Annotated in this window: 14 protein-coding genes; 4 read left to right on the top strand and 10 right to left on the bottom strand. The window is 32.5% G+C overall.

The features are described 5' to 3' along the window. Window positions 1–81: 81 nt before the first annotated feature. From yidD to APR43_RS12325, 5 genes are all read right to left on the bottom strand, one after another. Entirely contained in the window at window positions 82–363 is a 282-nt protein-coding gene (gene yidD, locus APR43_RS12345) for a membrane protein insertion efficiency factor YidD (RefSeq protein WP_053473942.1), read from the bottom strand. A gap of 1 nt (window position 364) precedes the next feature. After that, complete coding sequence (locus tag APR43_RS12340; RefSeq protein ID WP_053473943.1) at window positions 365–595, bottom strand: hypothetical protein; 231 nt, start codon at window positions 593–595, stop codon at window positions 365–367. A gap of 158 nt (window positions 596–753) precedes the next feature. Continuing rightward, complete coding sequence (locus tag APR43_RS12335; RefSeq protein ID WP_053473944.1) at window positions 754–1422, bottom strand: response regulator; 669 nt, start codon at window positions 1420–1422, stop codon at window positions 754–756. Window positions 1423–1428: 6 nt separating this feature from the next. Then, a complete protein-coding gene (locus tag APR43_RS12330; RefSeq protein ID WP_053473945.1) occupies window positions 1429–3123 on the bottom strand; it encodes a tetratricopeptide repeat-containing sensor histidine kinase in 1695 nt (564 codons plus the stop codon). 54 nt (window positions 3124–3177) lie between these two features. After that, a complete protein-coding gene (locus APR43_RS12325) occupies window positions 3178–3369 on the bottom strand; it encodes a hypothetical protein (protein WP_053473946.1) in 192 nt (63 codons plus the stop codon). Window positions 3370–3721: 352 nt separating this feature from the next. Between APR43_RS12325 and APR43_RS12320 the strand changes: the two genes are divergently transcribed. Then, window positions 3722–4684, top strand: a complete 963-nt coding sequence (locus tag APR43_RS12320) for a hypothetical protein (RefSeq protein ID WP_053473947.1) — start codon at window positions 3722–3724, stop codon at window positions 4682–4684. A 178-nt stretch (window positions 4685–4862) separates the two neighbouring features. Continuing rightward, a complete protein-coding gene (locus tag APR43_RS12315) occupies window positions 4863–5240 on the top strand; it encodes a lipocalin family protein (protein WP_235992044.1) in 378 nt (125 codons plus the stop codon). A gap of 104 nt (window positions 5241–5344) precedes the next feature. Here the strand turns inward: APR43_RS12315 and APR43_RS12310 are convergent, their stop codons facing one another. Next, the gene (locus tag APR43_RS12310) at window positions 5345–8992 is read right to left on the bottom strand and encodes a PAS domain S-box protein (RefSeq protein WP_053473949.1); all 3648 of its coding nucleotides are present in this window, start codon (window positions 8990–8992) and stop codon (window positions 5345–5347) included. Window positions 8993–9002: 10 nt separating this feature from the next. Then, on the bottom strand, window positions 9003–9452 hold the full coding sequence (locus tag APR43_RS12305; protein WP_053473950.1) for a response regulator: 450 nt from the start codon (window positions 9450–9452) through the stop codon (window positions 9003–9005). Window positions 9453–9986: 534 nt separating this feature from the next. On the opposite strand from APR43_RS12305, the gene APR43_RS12300 reads away from it, so the two are divergent. After that, window positions 9987–11423, top strand: coding sequence for a glycosyltransferase (locus tag APR43_RS12300; RefSeq protein ID WP_053473951.1), 1437 nt, complete (start codon window positions 9987–9989; stop codon window positions 11421–11423). Window positions 11424–12313: 890 nt separating this feature from the next. Here the strand turns inward: APR43_RS12300 and APR43_RS12295 are convergent. The 3 genes from APR43_RS12295 to APR43_RS12285 form a co-directional block, all read right to left on the bottom strand. Then, window positions 12314–12697, bottom strand: coding sequence for a DUF5367 family protein (locus APR43_RS12295; RefSeq protein ID WP_053473952.1), 384 nt, complete (start codon window positions 12695–12697; stop codon window positions 12314–12316). Between the two features lie 4 nt (window positions 12698–12701). Then, window positions 12702–13532, bottom strand: a complete 831-nt coding sequence (locus APR43_RS12290; protein ID WP_053473953.1) for an NAD(P)H-binding protein — start codon at window positions 13530–13532, stop codon at window positions 12702–12704. A gap of 72 nt (window positions 13533–13604) precedes the next feature. Further along, window positions 13605–14513, bottom strand: a complete 909-nt coding sequence (locus tag APR43_RS12285; protein ID WP_240514951.1) for a helix-turn-helix domain-containing protein — start codon at window positions 14511–14513, stop codon at window positions 13605–13607. A gap of 95 nt (window positions 14514–14608) precedes the next feature. Between APR43_RS12285 and APR43_RS12280 the strand changes: the two genes are divergently transcribed. Continuing rightward, the gene (locus tag APR43_RS12280; RefSeq protein ID WP_053473955.1) at window positions 14609–15034 is read left to right on the top strand and encodes an NUDIX domain-containing protein; all 426 of its coding nucleotides are present in this window, start codon (window positions 14609–14611) and stop codon (window positions 15032–15034) included. The last annotated feature ends 80 nt before the right edge of the window (window positions 15035–15114 follow it).

The raw sequence follows: 15114 nt of genomic DNA, 5'->3' as shown, positions 1-15114 counted from the left end.
TTTAGGATATGTGATATTCGATAAATCTAATTAGAATTGACTCTTGGAGAAAGAGTACAAATACCTGATTTTGTTTATGATTTAAGTAATTAATCTTTCAGCAATTTCCTCTTTATCAATTATTATTTGTGAAGGAAGAATCATCTGAATTTCGTTATTAATTGGATTTTGAAAAATTGAAAAGTTTCCTCTGCAGTTTTTATATCGAAATTGAAATGCTTTTAATCCCTTTATTAATCCTTCGTTTTGAGTTGTTTCAAAAACATAATGAGAACAGGATTTTTTAAAAATGCATTTTCTTCTTTTAGACTGAGGAATTAAAATCCAATACATTCGAATAATTAATAAGATGAAATATTTCATTTTATTTTTCGAAAACAATTAAGTGAGTGAAAAGCGTTTGGGCGGGTCTTGCTCCAAATCCAAAACATCCTATTTCAGCATTAACAAAAGTTGTAATGTTTTCTACTCTGACATATTTCCAACCTTGTTCGGTATGATATTTTATTGCGCTTTCTAATTGTTCGGCAATTTGCGTTGATGTGTTTTTCTTTAAATCGATTGAAGCGGCGAAAGGTATTACTTTGAATTCCATAACTTTTTGATTTTAATTAATATTTAAATTGATTTTAATAATTCAAACTTAAACCTATTTGAAACCAGTATTTTACGGAAATCCATAATCCATAAATTTATCTTGAAGAAATAAAAAAAGCCCCCGAAGGAGCTTGAAGAAAGTATAATTATAAGGAATTAAATAATACCCATATCTTTTGTAATCGAAACTAAATGAACGGTATTATTCGCTTTAAAAAAGTCTTTGAGTTTAGACAATCTTTTTTCTACGGCGCTTTTACTGTTGGGTTTGATATCGGTGCTTTTAAAAATTTCTATTATTTCATCCTGCGAAGTTCCGGCAGATAAAAATTTCAGAATTTTAATATCGACATCGTCAATTTCATAATTGTTTTTTTCCTGAAGAGCCGAAGCAACTTCGGGAGAAATAAATATCTGATCTGAAGTCGAAATAATATTAATTGCTTTTTTTAACTCTTCGATACTATTTAAACCTTTCAGGACAAAACCATCAATTTCGGCATTGTTAAAAAGAGATTTAATGCGGTAACTTTTATCTTCTACAGAATAAGCAATAATTTTAATATTGGGCTGCAGCTCGCGAACTTTTTGAACCAGTTCATCTCCAGTAGCAATATCCGATTTACGATGATCTGTTTTAAACGAAAGATCACTAATTAACAAATCATAAGGTTCATTTTGCTGAATGGCAGCGCGTATTTTTAAAAACGCTTCGTCACAAAATTTAGAGTGTTGAAAATCTTCAATATTTAAATCTTTTAAAACTTGCTGAATTCCTAAGTTCATTGCATCAAGATCTTCGGCTATTATTACTTTTTTAAACATAGGCTTTTATTTAGGCATTGTTATATTTACTTTAAAACCTTTATCTGGTTCAGTTTCAAAAGTAATAGTTCCTTTTATGGCCAGAATACGGTTTTCCATATTTTGTAAACCATTTTTTATAATTTTTGATTTTTCACAGCCTTTTCCATTGTCTTTATAGTCGATCAATAAAGTATTTTGAGCATTTTCAAACTTCAAAACAACTAATTGAGCCTCGCTGTGCTTTTTCATATTGACCATTAATTCATGTAATACACGCTGAATTGCTATCTTTTTTAAATCTTCAATAGAATCCCAATTTACCTTTTCGATATTAGTAATAATAACATTCGTATTGTCACTATTATATGTAGAAAGCATTTCTTTTAAATTGTCAGAGTAATTTGATCCAGTGTCAATATCATTATTTTCTCTGGAAATGCCGCGCACACGACTGTAAATATGATCCAGTTTTTGCAGTAAAGTTTCTTTTGTGTTTTGAATTTCCAGCGGCTGTGTCTGGGTAAAAGTTATGGTATTAAAAACATCATTGGCCAATTCATCGTGAATGTCTTTTGCGATTCTGGTTTCGGTATCGTAGGCGGTTTTTATCTTTTCGATTCGGTTTCGGTTTTGATAAAACTTCCTTAAATATAACAATAGAAAGAAAAGCGATACAATCCCGATTATGAAAAATATTCTTTGGTATTTTACTTTTTGAAGTGATAATTCATTTTCTATTTTTTCTAATCGAAGTTTTTGATTTTCGTCTTTTTCTTTTTTAGAATCGTATTTAATTTTAGCAAACTTGTTTTTAAAGTTGTTTCTAATTTTGATTATACTGTCATTTATTGAAATATACTGCTGGGCATATTTTGTACCGGAACCATTAGAAATTAAAAAAGATAATGCCTTCAAACGTTCGTCAACACTATTTAGATTAGTAGAAATTTCGTAAGCTTTTTTAGCATTTTCATTTGATTTTTGAATGTTGATTTTTGAGTAAAATTCTGCTAAATGAAGATGGCTTTCAATACTTCCGTATAAATCATCTGCTTTTGTTCTTAACTCAAGACTTTCATTCATTAGTTGAAGTCCTTTTTCATTTAAGCCTTTTTTAAAATAGGCAAATCCGAGATTATCAATTACTCTTGCTTTACTTTTTACAAATTTATCGAATGCTTTAGTTTCTAAAATTCCTTCCAGAATTTTAACAGCCTTGTCGTATTTTTTCTGTTTAATATAAACAACAGCAATATTGTTAAGTGGAGATTGTTTGGATGCGACATCTTTTGAGTCATTTATTGCCTGATTATAATAAAATATGGCATCATCATAAATGGAAAGTTCTTTATCGGCAATTCCGAAGAAATTATTGATTGCAGCACTGTAAATATCCTTTTTTTTGATAAAAGGCAAAGCTTCTGTAAATGTCTCTTTACTTCCGTAATAATCGCCGTTTATTTGTTGTATATAGCCCATTTGAATTAAATTGTAGACAACATTGGTACTGTCTTTTAAATTTTCAAATGTAATTTTTGATTTATTGAAGTAGTAAAATGCACTATTGTAATTGCTTTTTTGAAATTGTTCTGTGGCTTTTTGCTGTATTGCTTTAGCTTCTTTTTCATTCTTATTGGGTTTAAGCAATACATTTGTTTTTTCCTCACAGGAAAGAAAAAGAAAAAAGATAAAAAAACAAAAAAACGGGGATCGTAACATAAAGATTACTTTCCCCGAAATTAGTCATTTATTAAAAATAACAGAATTTATTTGTTATTTTTTTGGTGGTGGAAGATTAATTGGATCATCACCAGGACCATCTGGTTCGCTTGCTTGTATGCTGTCTCGAACCACATCTTTTTGTATTTCAGTTTTTTTACTCGTTGTATCAAATTCGTCAGCAGTACAAGAAAATAATGTAGTTGACAATAGCGCGCACGCTCCCAATAAATATAATGATTTCATTTTTTTAAAATTTAAAAATTAGACATAGGCATTGCTGGCCGGAACTTTTCCGGGTTTTTGGTTGAGTGCAATACCAAATTTTGTTTGGGAAGTGAAGTGCGTAGAACAGTAAGATTTTTATTTATACTTCCCGGATAAACTCCGTCTTACGGTTTTCCACACTTTTTGAATAAACTAGTTTTGTACATTTGTTTTTGACCTGCAGATCAAAGCGCTAACTAATTTTGTTGAAGCAAAGTAACGGCGGTTGTAGAGCAGTATTGATATGGAATTCCGGGATTTCCGATTTAGTTTTTTGTAATCCTTAGAATTCCTTAAAATTCCTTGAAATTCCAAAAAAAAACATGAGCTTATGAATAACATTACTCTGGAAGACTTATATAAAAAGGCTGTTATAAAACAGTATGAAGAAGTAAAAAATGGAGAAGATTACATTTATCTGAGTGCGCCAACAAGAGGAAAACTCAATAAATTATGTTGGGAAATATTTGAAACAAAACCTGTTTCTAAAGATGATCAAGTAGTTTTTAATACTCTGTTAGGATTTCCTTTTGATTTAAACACAAAAAATAAATTTAGAAGTAATACAAATCAATTTAGGCCAATTGAAACTTTTCTTAAAGGAGAAACTGATCCAGATAAAATGGAAGTTGTAGATCTTGCGGCTATACTTGTTGATTTTCAATTAAGACCTTTTAACAAGTTTAGAAAACAAATTGATCCAGATGATTTAGAATTAATAAATGATCTTAGAGATACCAAATTTTTTAGTCCACAAAATTCTTCTGATGATTTGATAGATGAGGTGAAAAACGAAAATGTTATTGATCAGAAAATTGAAGAGCCAGAAGAAAATCAAAGTGAGGAACCAGAATCAGAATTAAAACAAGAAGGACAAAAACAAGAATCAGCATCAACTTTTGGCGGTAAGAAACCACCAATTGGAATATGGAGATATTCAGGAATTGCAGCTGTTCTCGCTGGATTAGGTTTTATCATTTATTTAACCTTACTAAAAAATGATTGCATGCAATGGTCTGGTGACCATTATGAAGAAGTAAGCTGTGATTTGAAAATGGAAGGAATAGGAACATTTAACGCGCCTGAACCTTATGATGAAAGAATTATTGATCTTCGAAGAATTAAGGTTTGCGATACAACAACCTTTTTTAAAAATGAAAAAGCTGTTGTTTGGTACGCTAAGGTGGGAGATAGTGTTGAGTTTTTTAATACCCATGGAATGCATCCGGAAAACGGCAGAGCTTTAAGACCAATAACTCCCTATATCATCCATAAATATGTGGTAAAAAAATAAATCTCTTGAGGAATACAGACTTTTTGAAAAAAATGCGATTTATGTAAAATATTCGTAAAATCATGGAAATTTATGTAAGATTATACTTTTAATTTAGCATTATTAAATTAAATCAATATAAAAACAAATCAACATGAAAAGTAAAAACATATTATTCGTATTAGCCTTAAGCTTGGGAATGTTTGCTACGTCTTGTAGCAACGATGATAATGAAGGAGAAACAATTGTACCGTTAGCAGGAAAATATAATCTAAGTAAAACCGGAACAATTGTAAATGGAAATGAAGTATTAGTGGATGCAGCGGAAAATCAAGAAGGATGTACTGCCAATAGAGATTATTTAGATCTAAGGGTAAGTAACGCAGCAGTGATTGGTGATTATAGCGGTGAGAATTGTGCTTTGGTAGAAACTACAGGAACTTATGTAAGATCTCATAATGATTTAACAATAACTGTTGGTAATGTAAGTTCAACGAGTGACATTATGAACCTTACTAATAAAGAACTGAAAATTAAAGACAAAACTACAGGTATAATTACAGTTTATACCAGATAAGAAATTGGTTTTAAGGTAAATTCCTAATTCGAAGAATCAGGAATAAAAACGGAAATGACTTAGTAAAGTTATTTCCGTTTTTTTTATGAATTTTAGTGGAAGAATTATTCCAGCGGAATGTAAATATCAAACGAAGCGCCTTTATTTTTTTCGCCTTTTGCTGTAATGATTCCGTTATGGTTTTCAACGATTTTTTTTACGATTGCAAGACCAATTCCGGTTCCGGTATACTGATCCCTTCCGTGTAAACGCTGGAAAACATCAAAGATTTTTTTACTATATTGAGATTCAAAACCAATTCCGTTGTCTGAAACAGTAATATGACAATAGCGGGTTTCTTTTGCTAAAGCATCTACCTTAAAATGGGAACCTTTTGCAATTTCGCTGTTAATTTTTATTACGGCCGGAATATCCGGTTTTGAAAATTTAAGTGAATTGCTGATTAAATTATAAAGCAGCTGTCTAAATTGAAACGGGATAATATTTATTTCGCCAATATCGTTGTTTTCAATCACCGCATTTTTTTGCTCCAGTTCTTCTTTAAGATCCTCTCTTACTTCATCAATTATATTTGAAAGATTCGCTTTTTCAAATATTCTTTCCTGGATATTTGTTCTCGAATACGAAAGCAAATCATTAATTAAAGTCTGCATACGCTTCGCAGCATTTTGCATTCTTTTGAATTTATCTTTTCCGGAATCTGATAAATTTTCAAATTCCTTATCTAAGATCTGTGATGCAAAAGTTTGAATTTTTCGAAGCGGTTCCTGCAAATCATGACTTGAAATATAAGCAAAAGACTGAAGTTCTTTGTTCATGTGTTCCAGTTCAGCATTTTTTTGTTCCAGTTCTAACGCGTTCAGTTTAATTTTATCGTCGGCTCTTTTTTTCTCGGTTAAATCGTGCGTAACTTTCGAAAAACCAATTACTTCATTATTTTTATTATGAACCGCCGTGATAACGACACTTGCCCAAAATAAATTTCCGTTTTTACGCACGCGCCAGCCTTGCTGTACCGCACGGCCTTTTTCTCTGGCTAATTCAAGCAAAGTATTTGGAAGATTATTTTTTTGATCTTCCGGAGTATAGAAAACGCCAAAATATTTTCCGGTTATTTCTTGTGCTTTATAACCTTTAATTTTTTCAGCTCCTACATTCCAGTTTTCAACAATTCCCTTATGATTTAAATACAAGATCGCATAATCCTGAACTTCCTCGACCATTAAATGATAACGTTCTTCGCTTTTTTTAAGCGAATCATACATCTGGCTTAACTCTTTGGTTCTCGCCGTAACTTGCTGCTCAAGTTCATGTGTAAAAGCTTTTTCGGTATGAATATCCGTAAAAGCACCAACCCATTTAATGATTTTATTATTTTCATCCAGAACAGGTTCACCAATAACGGCATGCCATCTGTAGCTTCCGTCTTTTCTTAAGACCCTTACATCAGTTCTGTAAACATGTCCGGTTTCTAAACTGTGCGTCCAAATTTTGATATTTTCCTCATAATCATCAGGATGAATCATCGCTTTCCATTCCGTTTCTCCCGCAGGTTTTATTCCGGTATATTCTTCCCATTTTCCAGAAGTAAATAACGCATTTCCTTTTTCATCAGTTTCCCAGATTAACTGCGGAATACTTTCTGTTAAAGAGCGGAAACGTTTCTCACTTTCTTCGATTTTCTTTCGGGTTTCAACTTTTTCCGTTACATCGATTATTGTAGCCCTGATTCCAGAAACACTATTGTCTGTTTCATATATTGGAGCATATTCAAAATCAATATAAAAAAGCTGTTCGCCATTATTTCCGTTAATAAGTATTGGGGATTCAATTTCAGAATGTGTTTTTCCCGTAGCAAAAACTTCATTCAATAATTGACTGTATTTTTGAGTGAGAAGTTCCGGGAAAATTTCAAATAGTTTTTTCCCCTGAACATCACTTTCTTTTTTGTTCCAAATAGTTTCAAGTAAAGCTAAATTAGCGATTTCAACAACCATTTCGCTGCCTTTCAAAATAGCTTTTGGAACAGGAGACTGCATCACGAGATTTCTAAATCTTTTTTCACTTTGTTCTACTTCCTGCTGGTGTTTTTTCTCGGGAGTAATATCTCTAATTGTTCCAATTAATTTCTCCGGATTACCATTTTCATCGTAAAAAACTTTTCCTCTTCCTTCAATCCAGTGAATCGATTTATCTAGCCATATTGTACGTACTTCATAATGAAGTGCTCCTAAACTAAGTGCATCTTTGAAACCTTTGTTTCTAATATGCATATCATCCGGATGCAAATGCTGCAGCAATTGTTCGTGCGACAACATAATTTCTTCCTTATAACCGCCTATAATTTCAAGATATCTTTGTGAATAACGCGGTTCCCTTGTTTTTACATTCAATTCCCAGGTTCCTAATTCGCTGGCTTCAACAATAATATTTAAGCGTTCCTCGTTTTGTTCTATTTTTTTACGGGCTTCGACTTTTTCTGTTACTTCTGTTACTGTGACAATTATGCCTGTAATTTCACCATTTTCTTCTCTTAAAGGATGATAAAGAAAATCAAAATACCAAATCCCTAATTTTCCATATCGGTTTAAAGGAATGGGAACTTCATTACCATGATAAGGAATACCGGTTGTTAAAACATTTTTTAATAAGGAGTCAACAGTATCTTTAACTTCAGGCAGAGAATCAAATAATGGTCTGCCTACAAAACTTTCTTCATCTCGTGCAACCAGTTTAAGATAATCCTCATTTGCAGATTCAACAATATAATCCGGGCCCCGTAAAATAGTAATCCCAATGGGCGCCTGTTTGACCGTATCACGAAAACGTTTGTCTGCAATTTCAATTTTTTTAGAGGCAAGATGCAAATCAGTAACTTCTGCTGCTGTATTCATAACAGCATAGACATTTCCGTTTGTATCAAAAAGCGGCGTAAAACTATAATTGAAATAAAAAGTTTCCAGTTTATTGTTTATCGTAATATCAATTTGAGCGTTTTTATTATGAAAAGATTTTCCGGTTTTTAAAACACCCAGAACCTGTTCAAAAACCGACTGATTGTTGAGTTCCGGCAAAATCTCGCGATAGGATTTTCCAATTACATCATGGCCTTTTCCCCAAACTTTTATAATAGATTCATTAGCGAGTTCAATACGCATTTCTTCTCCCACATAAACTGCAATAGGAAAAGGGGCATTTTCAACCAATTGTCTTATTTTTTGTTCACTTTCCTCAAGTTTGGAACGCGCTTCAACCTGATCTATAACTTCTTTTTTCTTTGCAGTAGTTTCAATAACAGTTACTAAAACGCCGCCAACTTCACCATTTTCAATTCGGATGGGAGAATAAGAAAAATCAAAATAACAAGTTTCTACAACTCCGTTTTTATTTAAAGGAACAACAAAATCAGGAAAAGAAACTGATTTTCCCTGCATCGCCTCTTCAAACATTGGCTCTGTAATATTCCAGATTTCCGAGAATGTATCTTTGGGAGAATTTCCTAGAGCCTGAGGATGCTTTTCAGAACCAATAATTTTTAAAAAAGCATCATTGTATAACTGCGTAAAATCTTTTCCCCAGGCAATGTACATTCCAAAAGGATTATTGAGCATAACAGAAGTTATGGTTCGCAGACTTTGAGGCCAGTTTTCAGGGTCACCTAAAGGAGTTTTGCTCCAGTCTTTGGACCGAATTAACACTCCCATTTCACCGCCATCGGCTAGAAAATAATGTCCCTTATGTTCTTGGCTCATTCAAAATAAATTAGGGTTGAATTATATAATGCGCTCTTTCAGGCTGTTTAAAATTATTTTGAGAAGCTGCGATAAGTGCATTTTCAATAACGGTTTTTAGTTTTGAAAAATCGCCGGGTTTTCGAATATAAAATGTAGCGCCCATATCGTAGGTTACATCTACAATTTTGGTATCAAGAGAAGTTGAAAATATAATAATAGGGAAATCTTTTAATCTTTCAATCCGTCTGATTTCTGTAAGACATTCAGATCCATTTTTTTTAGGCATGTTTAAATCCAGAAAAAGAACATCAGGAAGATCCTTTCCAGAATTATCATCCAAAAAATTCATTAACTGAACGCCGTCATTTACAGTTACAAGAGTTGTTGCAAGCGACAGTTCATCAAGAGCTTCTTCAAAAAAAGAGCAGTCATCATCGTCGTCGTCAGCAAGTAAAATTTTGTAAATCTGTTGGTTCATGCAGTATAAAATGTTTAAAAAAATAGGAACAAAAATGAATTGTTTTGTGCTAAGATAAAATTAATTTTCGCAGGAAAATTACTTATATACCTATAAAATTAACTCATTTAAATTAAAATCTGAAAAGATTCTCTCTTAATAATTTGATACATAGTTCTTTTGTAAGTAAAAGTTTTCGTTTTTTTAAAATAAAATTACAATTATAAAAACTATCAAAACCAAATACAATTTTTGAATTAAGGATGCGTTTTTATATTCTGAGACACTTCTTTGCGCTTTCAAAAATCCCTTATTTTACTGCTGTTTACACACAAAAAACTGTATAAACATTCTACAAAGTGTAAAATTATTACACACCTTACTTTATGTAATAATTCGTAAACCGCTTAAATCCAGCTTAAAACCTAAATGGCACAACGCTTGCAAATTGGGAACATGTCACTCTTTAATTTTTTTGATGTTTACTTAAGAAAAATGCAAAGAAAGACCATTTGATAAAAGCCATTTTAGTGAATTAATACAAACAAACAGGACATGGAAAGCGAAACAATTATTTCAAAACAATTTTATGCAGGAGGCGATATCAGCAGCGAAGTAATCAGCCCATCTATTTTTAAAATAAACAACAACTCAACCAAAACACATATAGAAAGACCAAAAAGCCTTTTTGGTTTCATGGTTCTTGCCGCAACATTTTTATTATTAATTGCAGGATCTCTTTTAGTTGTTCAATTGCAGCCGGATTTTGATCAGCTGCATTTAGAAAGATTAAACTCAACGGGAGGAATTATTTTTCTAGCTATTACCGTAGCATTATTTCTTTTTAAAGGCGGAATGTTTTTGTACAACGTAGTTCTGTATTTCAAATACAAACCAATCGAATCAGTATCAGATGAATTACTGCCAACTTGTACCGTAATTGTTCCGGCTTATAACGAAGGGAAATTAGTGTATGAAACTTTAATGAGTCTGGCCGAAAGTGATTTTCCGGCTCATAAATTAGAGCTTTTAGCAATCGACGATGGAAGTAAAGACGATACTTGGTACTGGATTCAACAGGCAAAATTAAAATTAGGCGATCGTGTTTCTATTTTCCAGCAGCCGCAAAATAAAGGAAAACGTCACGCTTTATACCGTGGATTTAATTTAGGAAAAGGAGAAATCTTTGTAACTGTTGACTCAGATTCAATCGTTAAAAAAGATACTTTAAGAAACTTAGTAAGTCCGTTTGTAGTTGATGAAAAATGTGGAGCCGTTGCAGGAAACGTTCAGGTTTTGAACAACGAAAAAGCAATTTTACCAAAAATGCTAAACGTAAGTTTTGTAATGAGTTTTGAATTCATGCGTTCTGCCGAAAGTGCATTAGGTTCTGTACTTTGTACTCCGGGAGCTTTGGCAGCTTACAAAAGAACAGCTGTTTTTGCCTGCCTGCCAGAATGGATTGACCAGACTTTTATGGGACAGCCGTCAGACATTGGAGAAGACCGTGCCATGACCAATATGATTTTAAAACAAGGACATCATGTATTGTTTCAGCGTAATGCCTATGTTTTAACAAACGTTCCCGAAGATTATACAGGATTGTACAAAATGTTCATAAGATGGGGAAGAAGCAATGTTCGTGAAAACATTATGATGGCAAAATATGTTTGGAAAGATTTTAGAAAAGAATCTAAAGTGGGAGCAAGACTTTTGTATACAGAACAGTTTATAAGAATATTAATGACTTATCCGTTTTTTATATTCATGATCTATTTTATTGCAGTACATCCGTTATTGTTCATCAGTTCTGCACTTTTAGGAATATTGCTGGTATCAAGTTTTTCAGTTTTATTCTATGCGAAAAGATATTCATTAGGCGAAGCATTTTGGGCCTATTCCTATAGTGTTTTCTATACCTTTTCATTATTTTGGATTGCACCTTACTCAATTATTACAGTTCGTAAAAAAGGCTGGCTTACACGAGGATAATAAATTCCACTGACTACTATTATATATTAATCCGAAAAACTCCTGTTCCACTAACAGGAGTTTTTTTATGGTATTAAAGAGATTAATTTTTATCATTCCATAGGAATGTTTCGCAGGTAGAAAAAAATAAAGATCAGCCGCATTTGCGTTTCGTAGGAACGTTTGATAATTCAGATTATTAAAAAAAAAGTGAATCAAACGTTCCTACGGAACCTAAAACCATTATAACAATATAATTTTTCTACCGATGAAATGTTCCTACAGAACAAGGAAAGATGTAAAATAATAAAGAGGCTGTCTCAAAGTCGAAACAGCCTCTTTTTCTATAATTATTTTGTTTTTTTTAGTGACTTAATTGGTCACTTTTTGATATTCGATTTATCATTCCATAGGAATGTTTCGTAGGTAGAAAAAAATAGTGACCAGCCGCATTTGCGTTCCGTAGGAACGTTTGATAATTCAGATTATTAAAAAAAAAAGCCAATCAGACGTTCCTAAGAAACGTAATCCATTATAACAATATAATTTTTTACCAATGAAATGTTCCTACAGAACAAGGAAAGATGTAAAATAATAAAGAGGCTCTCAAAGTCGAGACGGCCTCTTTTTCTATAATTATTTTGTTTTTTTTAGTGACTTAATTGGTCACTTTTTGATATTCGATTTATCATTCCATAGGAATGTTTCGTAGGTAGAAAAAAATAATGACCAGCCGCATTTGAGTTCCGTAGGAACGTTTGATAATTCAGATTATTAAAAAAAAGCCAATCAGACGTTCCTACGGAACGTAAAACCATTATAACAATATAATTTTCTACCAATGAAATGTTCCTACGGAACAAAGTAAGATGTAAAATAATAAAGAGGTAGTCTCAAAAGTCGAGGCAAAATTAAACCACATTTTTATTTAGCTTTCGCCAAAGAAAAACAGAAACCGCATTTACAAAAGCCAAAATCCATAAAATTGGACTCGTAAAAAAGCTCTCGTAATTTCGTCCGTTTGGAATTTCAACAAAAGGAACCGTAATAATTATATCCAGAAACAAAGCCGTATGCGACATTATAATTCCGAGTTTTAAACCGTCCATTTTATAATTTCTCAGATAATAAAACTTCGCTGCACCAATGGCGAAAAACACAATACAAATCGCCACAATAACCGACTGCCAGAAAAAGGAATCTTTTACAACAGGAATTTGTTCTAAAATATAAAAAGAAATACTAACGGCGAACCAAACCAAAATTCCTGAAAATATTGCTCTGATATATTTCATCTTTTTAATTTTCAGGATTCCAAATTCCGGTTTTGGCTGTTTCTTTCGCGTAAGCGTTAAAATCTTTTGCTTTTCTGCCCAGCACTTTTTCAATATCAAAAGTCACACTCGAATTTCTTCCGTCTAAAACCTGCTCAAATAAATAATTTACCAGCCAAATGTGATCATCAGGAATTTGATATTCTTTTAGCATTTGCGTATATTCTTCCAAACTCAAACTTTGAAAACTAATATTTCTGCCACTTGCATTGGCAATTTCATTAACCGCATCTTTAAAAGTCAATAATCTTGGCCCGGTTAATTCATACGTTTTTCCGTTATGACTTTCGTCTAAAAGTGCAGCCGTCACAACATCGGCAATATCATCTGCATCTGTAAAAGGTTCAAGTGCTTCGGCTCTTGGCAAAGCAACAATTCCGTACAAAATTGGATCTAAAAAGAAACTTTCGCTAAAGTTTTGATTGAACCAGCTGGCGCGGATTATTGTCCAGTTTTTAGCATTTTTCTTTACGATTTCTTCGCAAACCTGCGCTTCTTGTTCGCCTCTTCCAGAAAGTAAAACTATTTTCTGCACGCCAGATTTTGTGGCAATATTGGTGAAATTTTCTATCGCATCTGCAGCAAAAGGAACAGCTAAATCTGGTTGAAAAGTGATATAAACCGTGTCAATATCTTTTACAACATTTTCCCAGGTTTCTGGTTTTTCCCAATCAAAAGGGATTTTCTCATTTCGTGAACCTAAACGAAGTTCAACTTCAGCATTATTTTCTAATCTTGCAGCAACTCTGCTTCCTGTTTTTCCGGTAGAACCCAGAACTAAAATTTTGGTTTTCATATCAATATCTTTTTAAATGATTACTGATACAAAGTTGCTTCGATTAAAAAAGAATCATTTGTCGTAAAAGAATTATGATTTGTTTGAAAAGAATTGCTGTTTTACATCATTTGGGCGCATTCCGAATTTTTTATGAAAAGCATTCGAAAACGAACTCAGACTTTCATACCCAACTTCCCAAGCCGATTCCTGAACTGTTTTTTCGCTTTCGCGGAGTAATTCATACGCTTTGTTCAACCGTTCTTCCTGAACAAATTTAAAAACCGGAATCCCGAAAAGTTCTTTGAAATTTTTCTTTAATTTATTGCTGTTTAAACCCACCATTTGTGACAATTGAGTTATAGAAGGCGGTGTAGAATAATGCGTGGTTACAATTTCCTTAGCCTGAAAAAGTTTGTTTTTATCAATCTCTGATAATTCCGATTTTTTATCAGAAGCTAAAAGTGCATAGAAATGTGCCAAAAGTTCATTGATTTGACTTTTTAAAAACAAGAAACGTGTATTTCCGGTATACGATGTATTGAATATTTTCTGAACCGCCAATTGCATTTCTAGCGTCATATAAAAAGAAGGGCCTTTTACAAAATGCTCTTTCGGGTTTAATAACTGTGGCAGGTAATTTTCGAAAATCTCCCTTTCTGCCTGCGGAAGTGAATTTAGATTTTTGAGTTTGGTAAAAATACTAATGGACTGCAAAGGTTTATCTGGTTCAATTTTATGCGAGAATTCAACTTTTTGATTTCCGAAGAAACAAATGGCCAAACCCGTAGTATTCATTAAATATTTCGTCTGATTATTATGCTTGATTTCCAGCTCAACATTGCCCGAACCATAAAAAGCAAAACCCACGGCATCGCCATCAATTTCGCATTTCTGGACTATAGTTTTAGTCGTATTCGATTGCTCTACTAAAACAATACAATCATGTAATTCTATAATATCGGTTGTCATAATGGAAGCTGAGGTTTGAATAAAAAGCATGAAAAGTTACTATTTATTTTTTAAATAGATATTATTCAACAGCAGGCGATCAATTGCTTATTTTTGTAAAACGGCAAGTTGTTAATTAAAACTTTATGAGCGAATTAATTGGATTTAATGTCAGAGTCTATGCGTTTTGTGTAAATGATAACAAAGTTTTAGCGCTGCACGAAAGCTATGCCGGATCACATATTTGCAAACTGCCGGGCGGCGGACTTGAATTTGGCGAAGGAACAATTGACTGTCTGCACAGAGAATTTCAGGAAGAACTAAACCTGAAAATAGAAGTTATAAAACACATTTATACACAAGAAAATTTTATAGTTTCCAGAATGAAAGATAACAGGCAAATTTTTACGATTTATTATCAGGTTAAGATTTTGAATATGGAAGAATTAAATATTCAAATTCCAACTATTGAAAAATTAGAATGGTTTGATATGAATTCAGAAGCTTGTCCGCTCGTTCTTCCTACCGATAAAATTGCTTTTGAAAAATTAAAACTAGATTATTTTCTTTAATAATTGCTTCGTTTTCTCTTTTAAAATAAAAATATAAACTCTTGATTTTGCTTGACTTTTAATGATTTATGAAAAATAAA

Source organism: Flavobacterium sp. NLM (assembly GCF_002210235.1).
Lineage (GTDB): Bacteria > Bacteroidota > Bacteroidia > Flavobacteriales > Flavobacteriaceae > Flavobacterium > Flavobacterium panici.
The sequence above is the reverse complement of the archived record's forward strand: the minus strand, read 5'-3'. Positions and strand labels throughout refer to the sequence as shown.

Excerpts from the sequence above, each read along its gene's own strand:
- APR43_RS12340 (WP_053473943.1), bottom strand. The coding sequence starts at position 595 with ATGGAATTCAAAGTAATACCTTTCGCCGCTTCAATCGATTTAAAGAAA.
- APR43_RS12310 (WP_053473949.1), bottom strand. The coding sequence starts at position 8,992 with ATGAGCCAAGAACATAAGGGACATTATTTTCTAGCCGATGGCGGTGAA.
- APR43_RS12330 (WP_053473945.1), bottom strand. The coding sequence starts at position 3,123 with ATGTTACGATCCCCGTTTTTTTGTTTTTTTATCTTTTTTCTTTTTCTT.
- APR43_RS12315 (WP_235992044.1), top strand. The coding sequence starts at position 4,863 with ATGTTTGCTACGTCTTGTAGCAACGATGATAATGAAGGAGAAACAATT.
- APR43_RS12300 (WP_053473951.1), top strand. The coding sequence starts at position 9,987 with ATGGAAAGCGAAACAATTATTTCAAAACAATTTTATGCAGGAGGCGAT.
- APR43_RS12295 (WP_053473952.1), bottom strand. The coding sequence starts at position 12,697 with ATGAAATATATCAGAGCAATATTTTCAGGAATTTTGGTTTGGTTCGCC.
- APR43_RS12290 (WP_053473953.1), bottom strand. The coding sequence starts at position 13,532 with ATGAAAACCAAAATTTTAGTTCTGGGTTCTACCGGAAAAACAGGAAGC.
- APR43_RS12325 (WP_053473946.1), bottom strand. The coding sequence starts at position 3,369 with ATGAAATCATTATATTTATTGGGAGCGTGCGCGCTATTGTCAACTACA.
- APR43_RS12285 (WP_240514951.1), bottom strand. The coding sequence starts at position 14,513 with ATGCTTTTTATTCAAACCTCAGCTTCCATTATGACAACCGATATTATA.
- APR43_RS12280 (WP_053473955.1), top strand. The coding sequence starts at position 14,609 with ATGAGCGAATTAATTGGATTTAATGTCAGAGTCTATGCGTTTTGTGTA.
- APR43_RS12335 (WP_053473944.1), bottom strand. The coding sequence starts at position 1,422 with ATGTTTAAAAAAGTAATAATAGCCGAAGATCTTGATGCAATGAACTTA.
- APR43_RS12305 (WP_053473950.1), bottom strand. The coding sequence starts at position 9,452 with ATGAACCAACAGATTTACAAAATTTTACTTGCTGACGACGACGATGAT.
- APR43_RS12320 (WP_053473947.1), top strand. The coding sequence starts at position 3,722 with ATGAATAACATTACTCTGGAAGACTTATATAAAAAGGCTGTTATAAAA.
- yidD (WP_053473942.1), bottom strand. The coding sequence starts at position 363 with ATGAAATATTTCATCTTATTAATTATTCGAATGTATTGGATTTTAATT.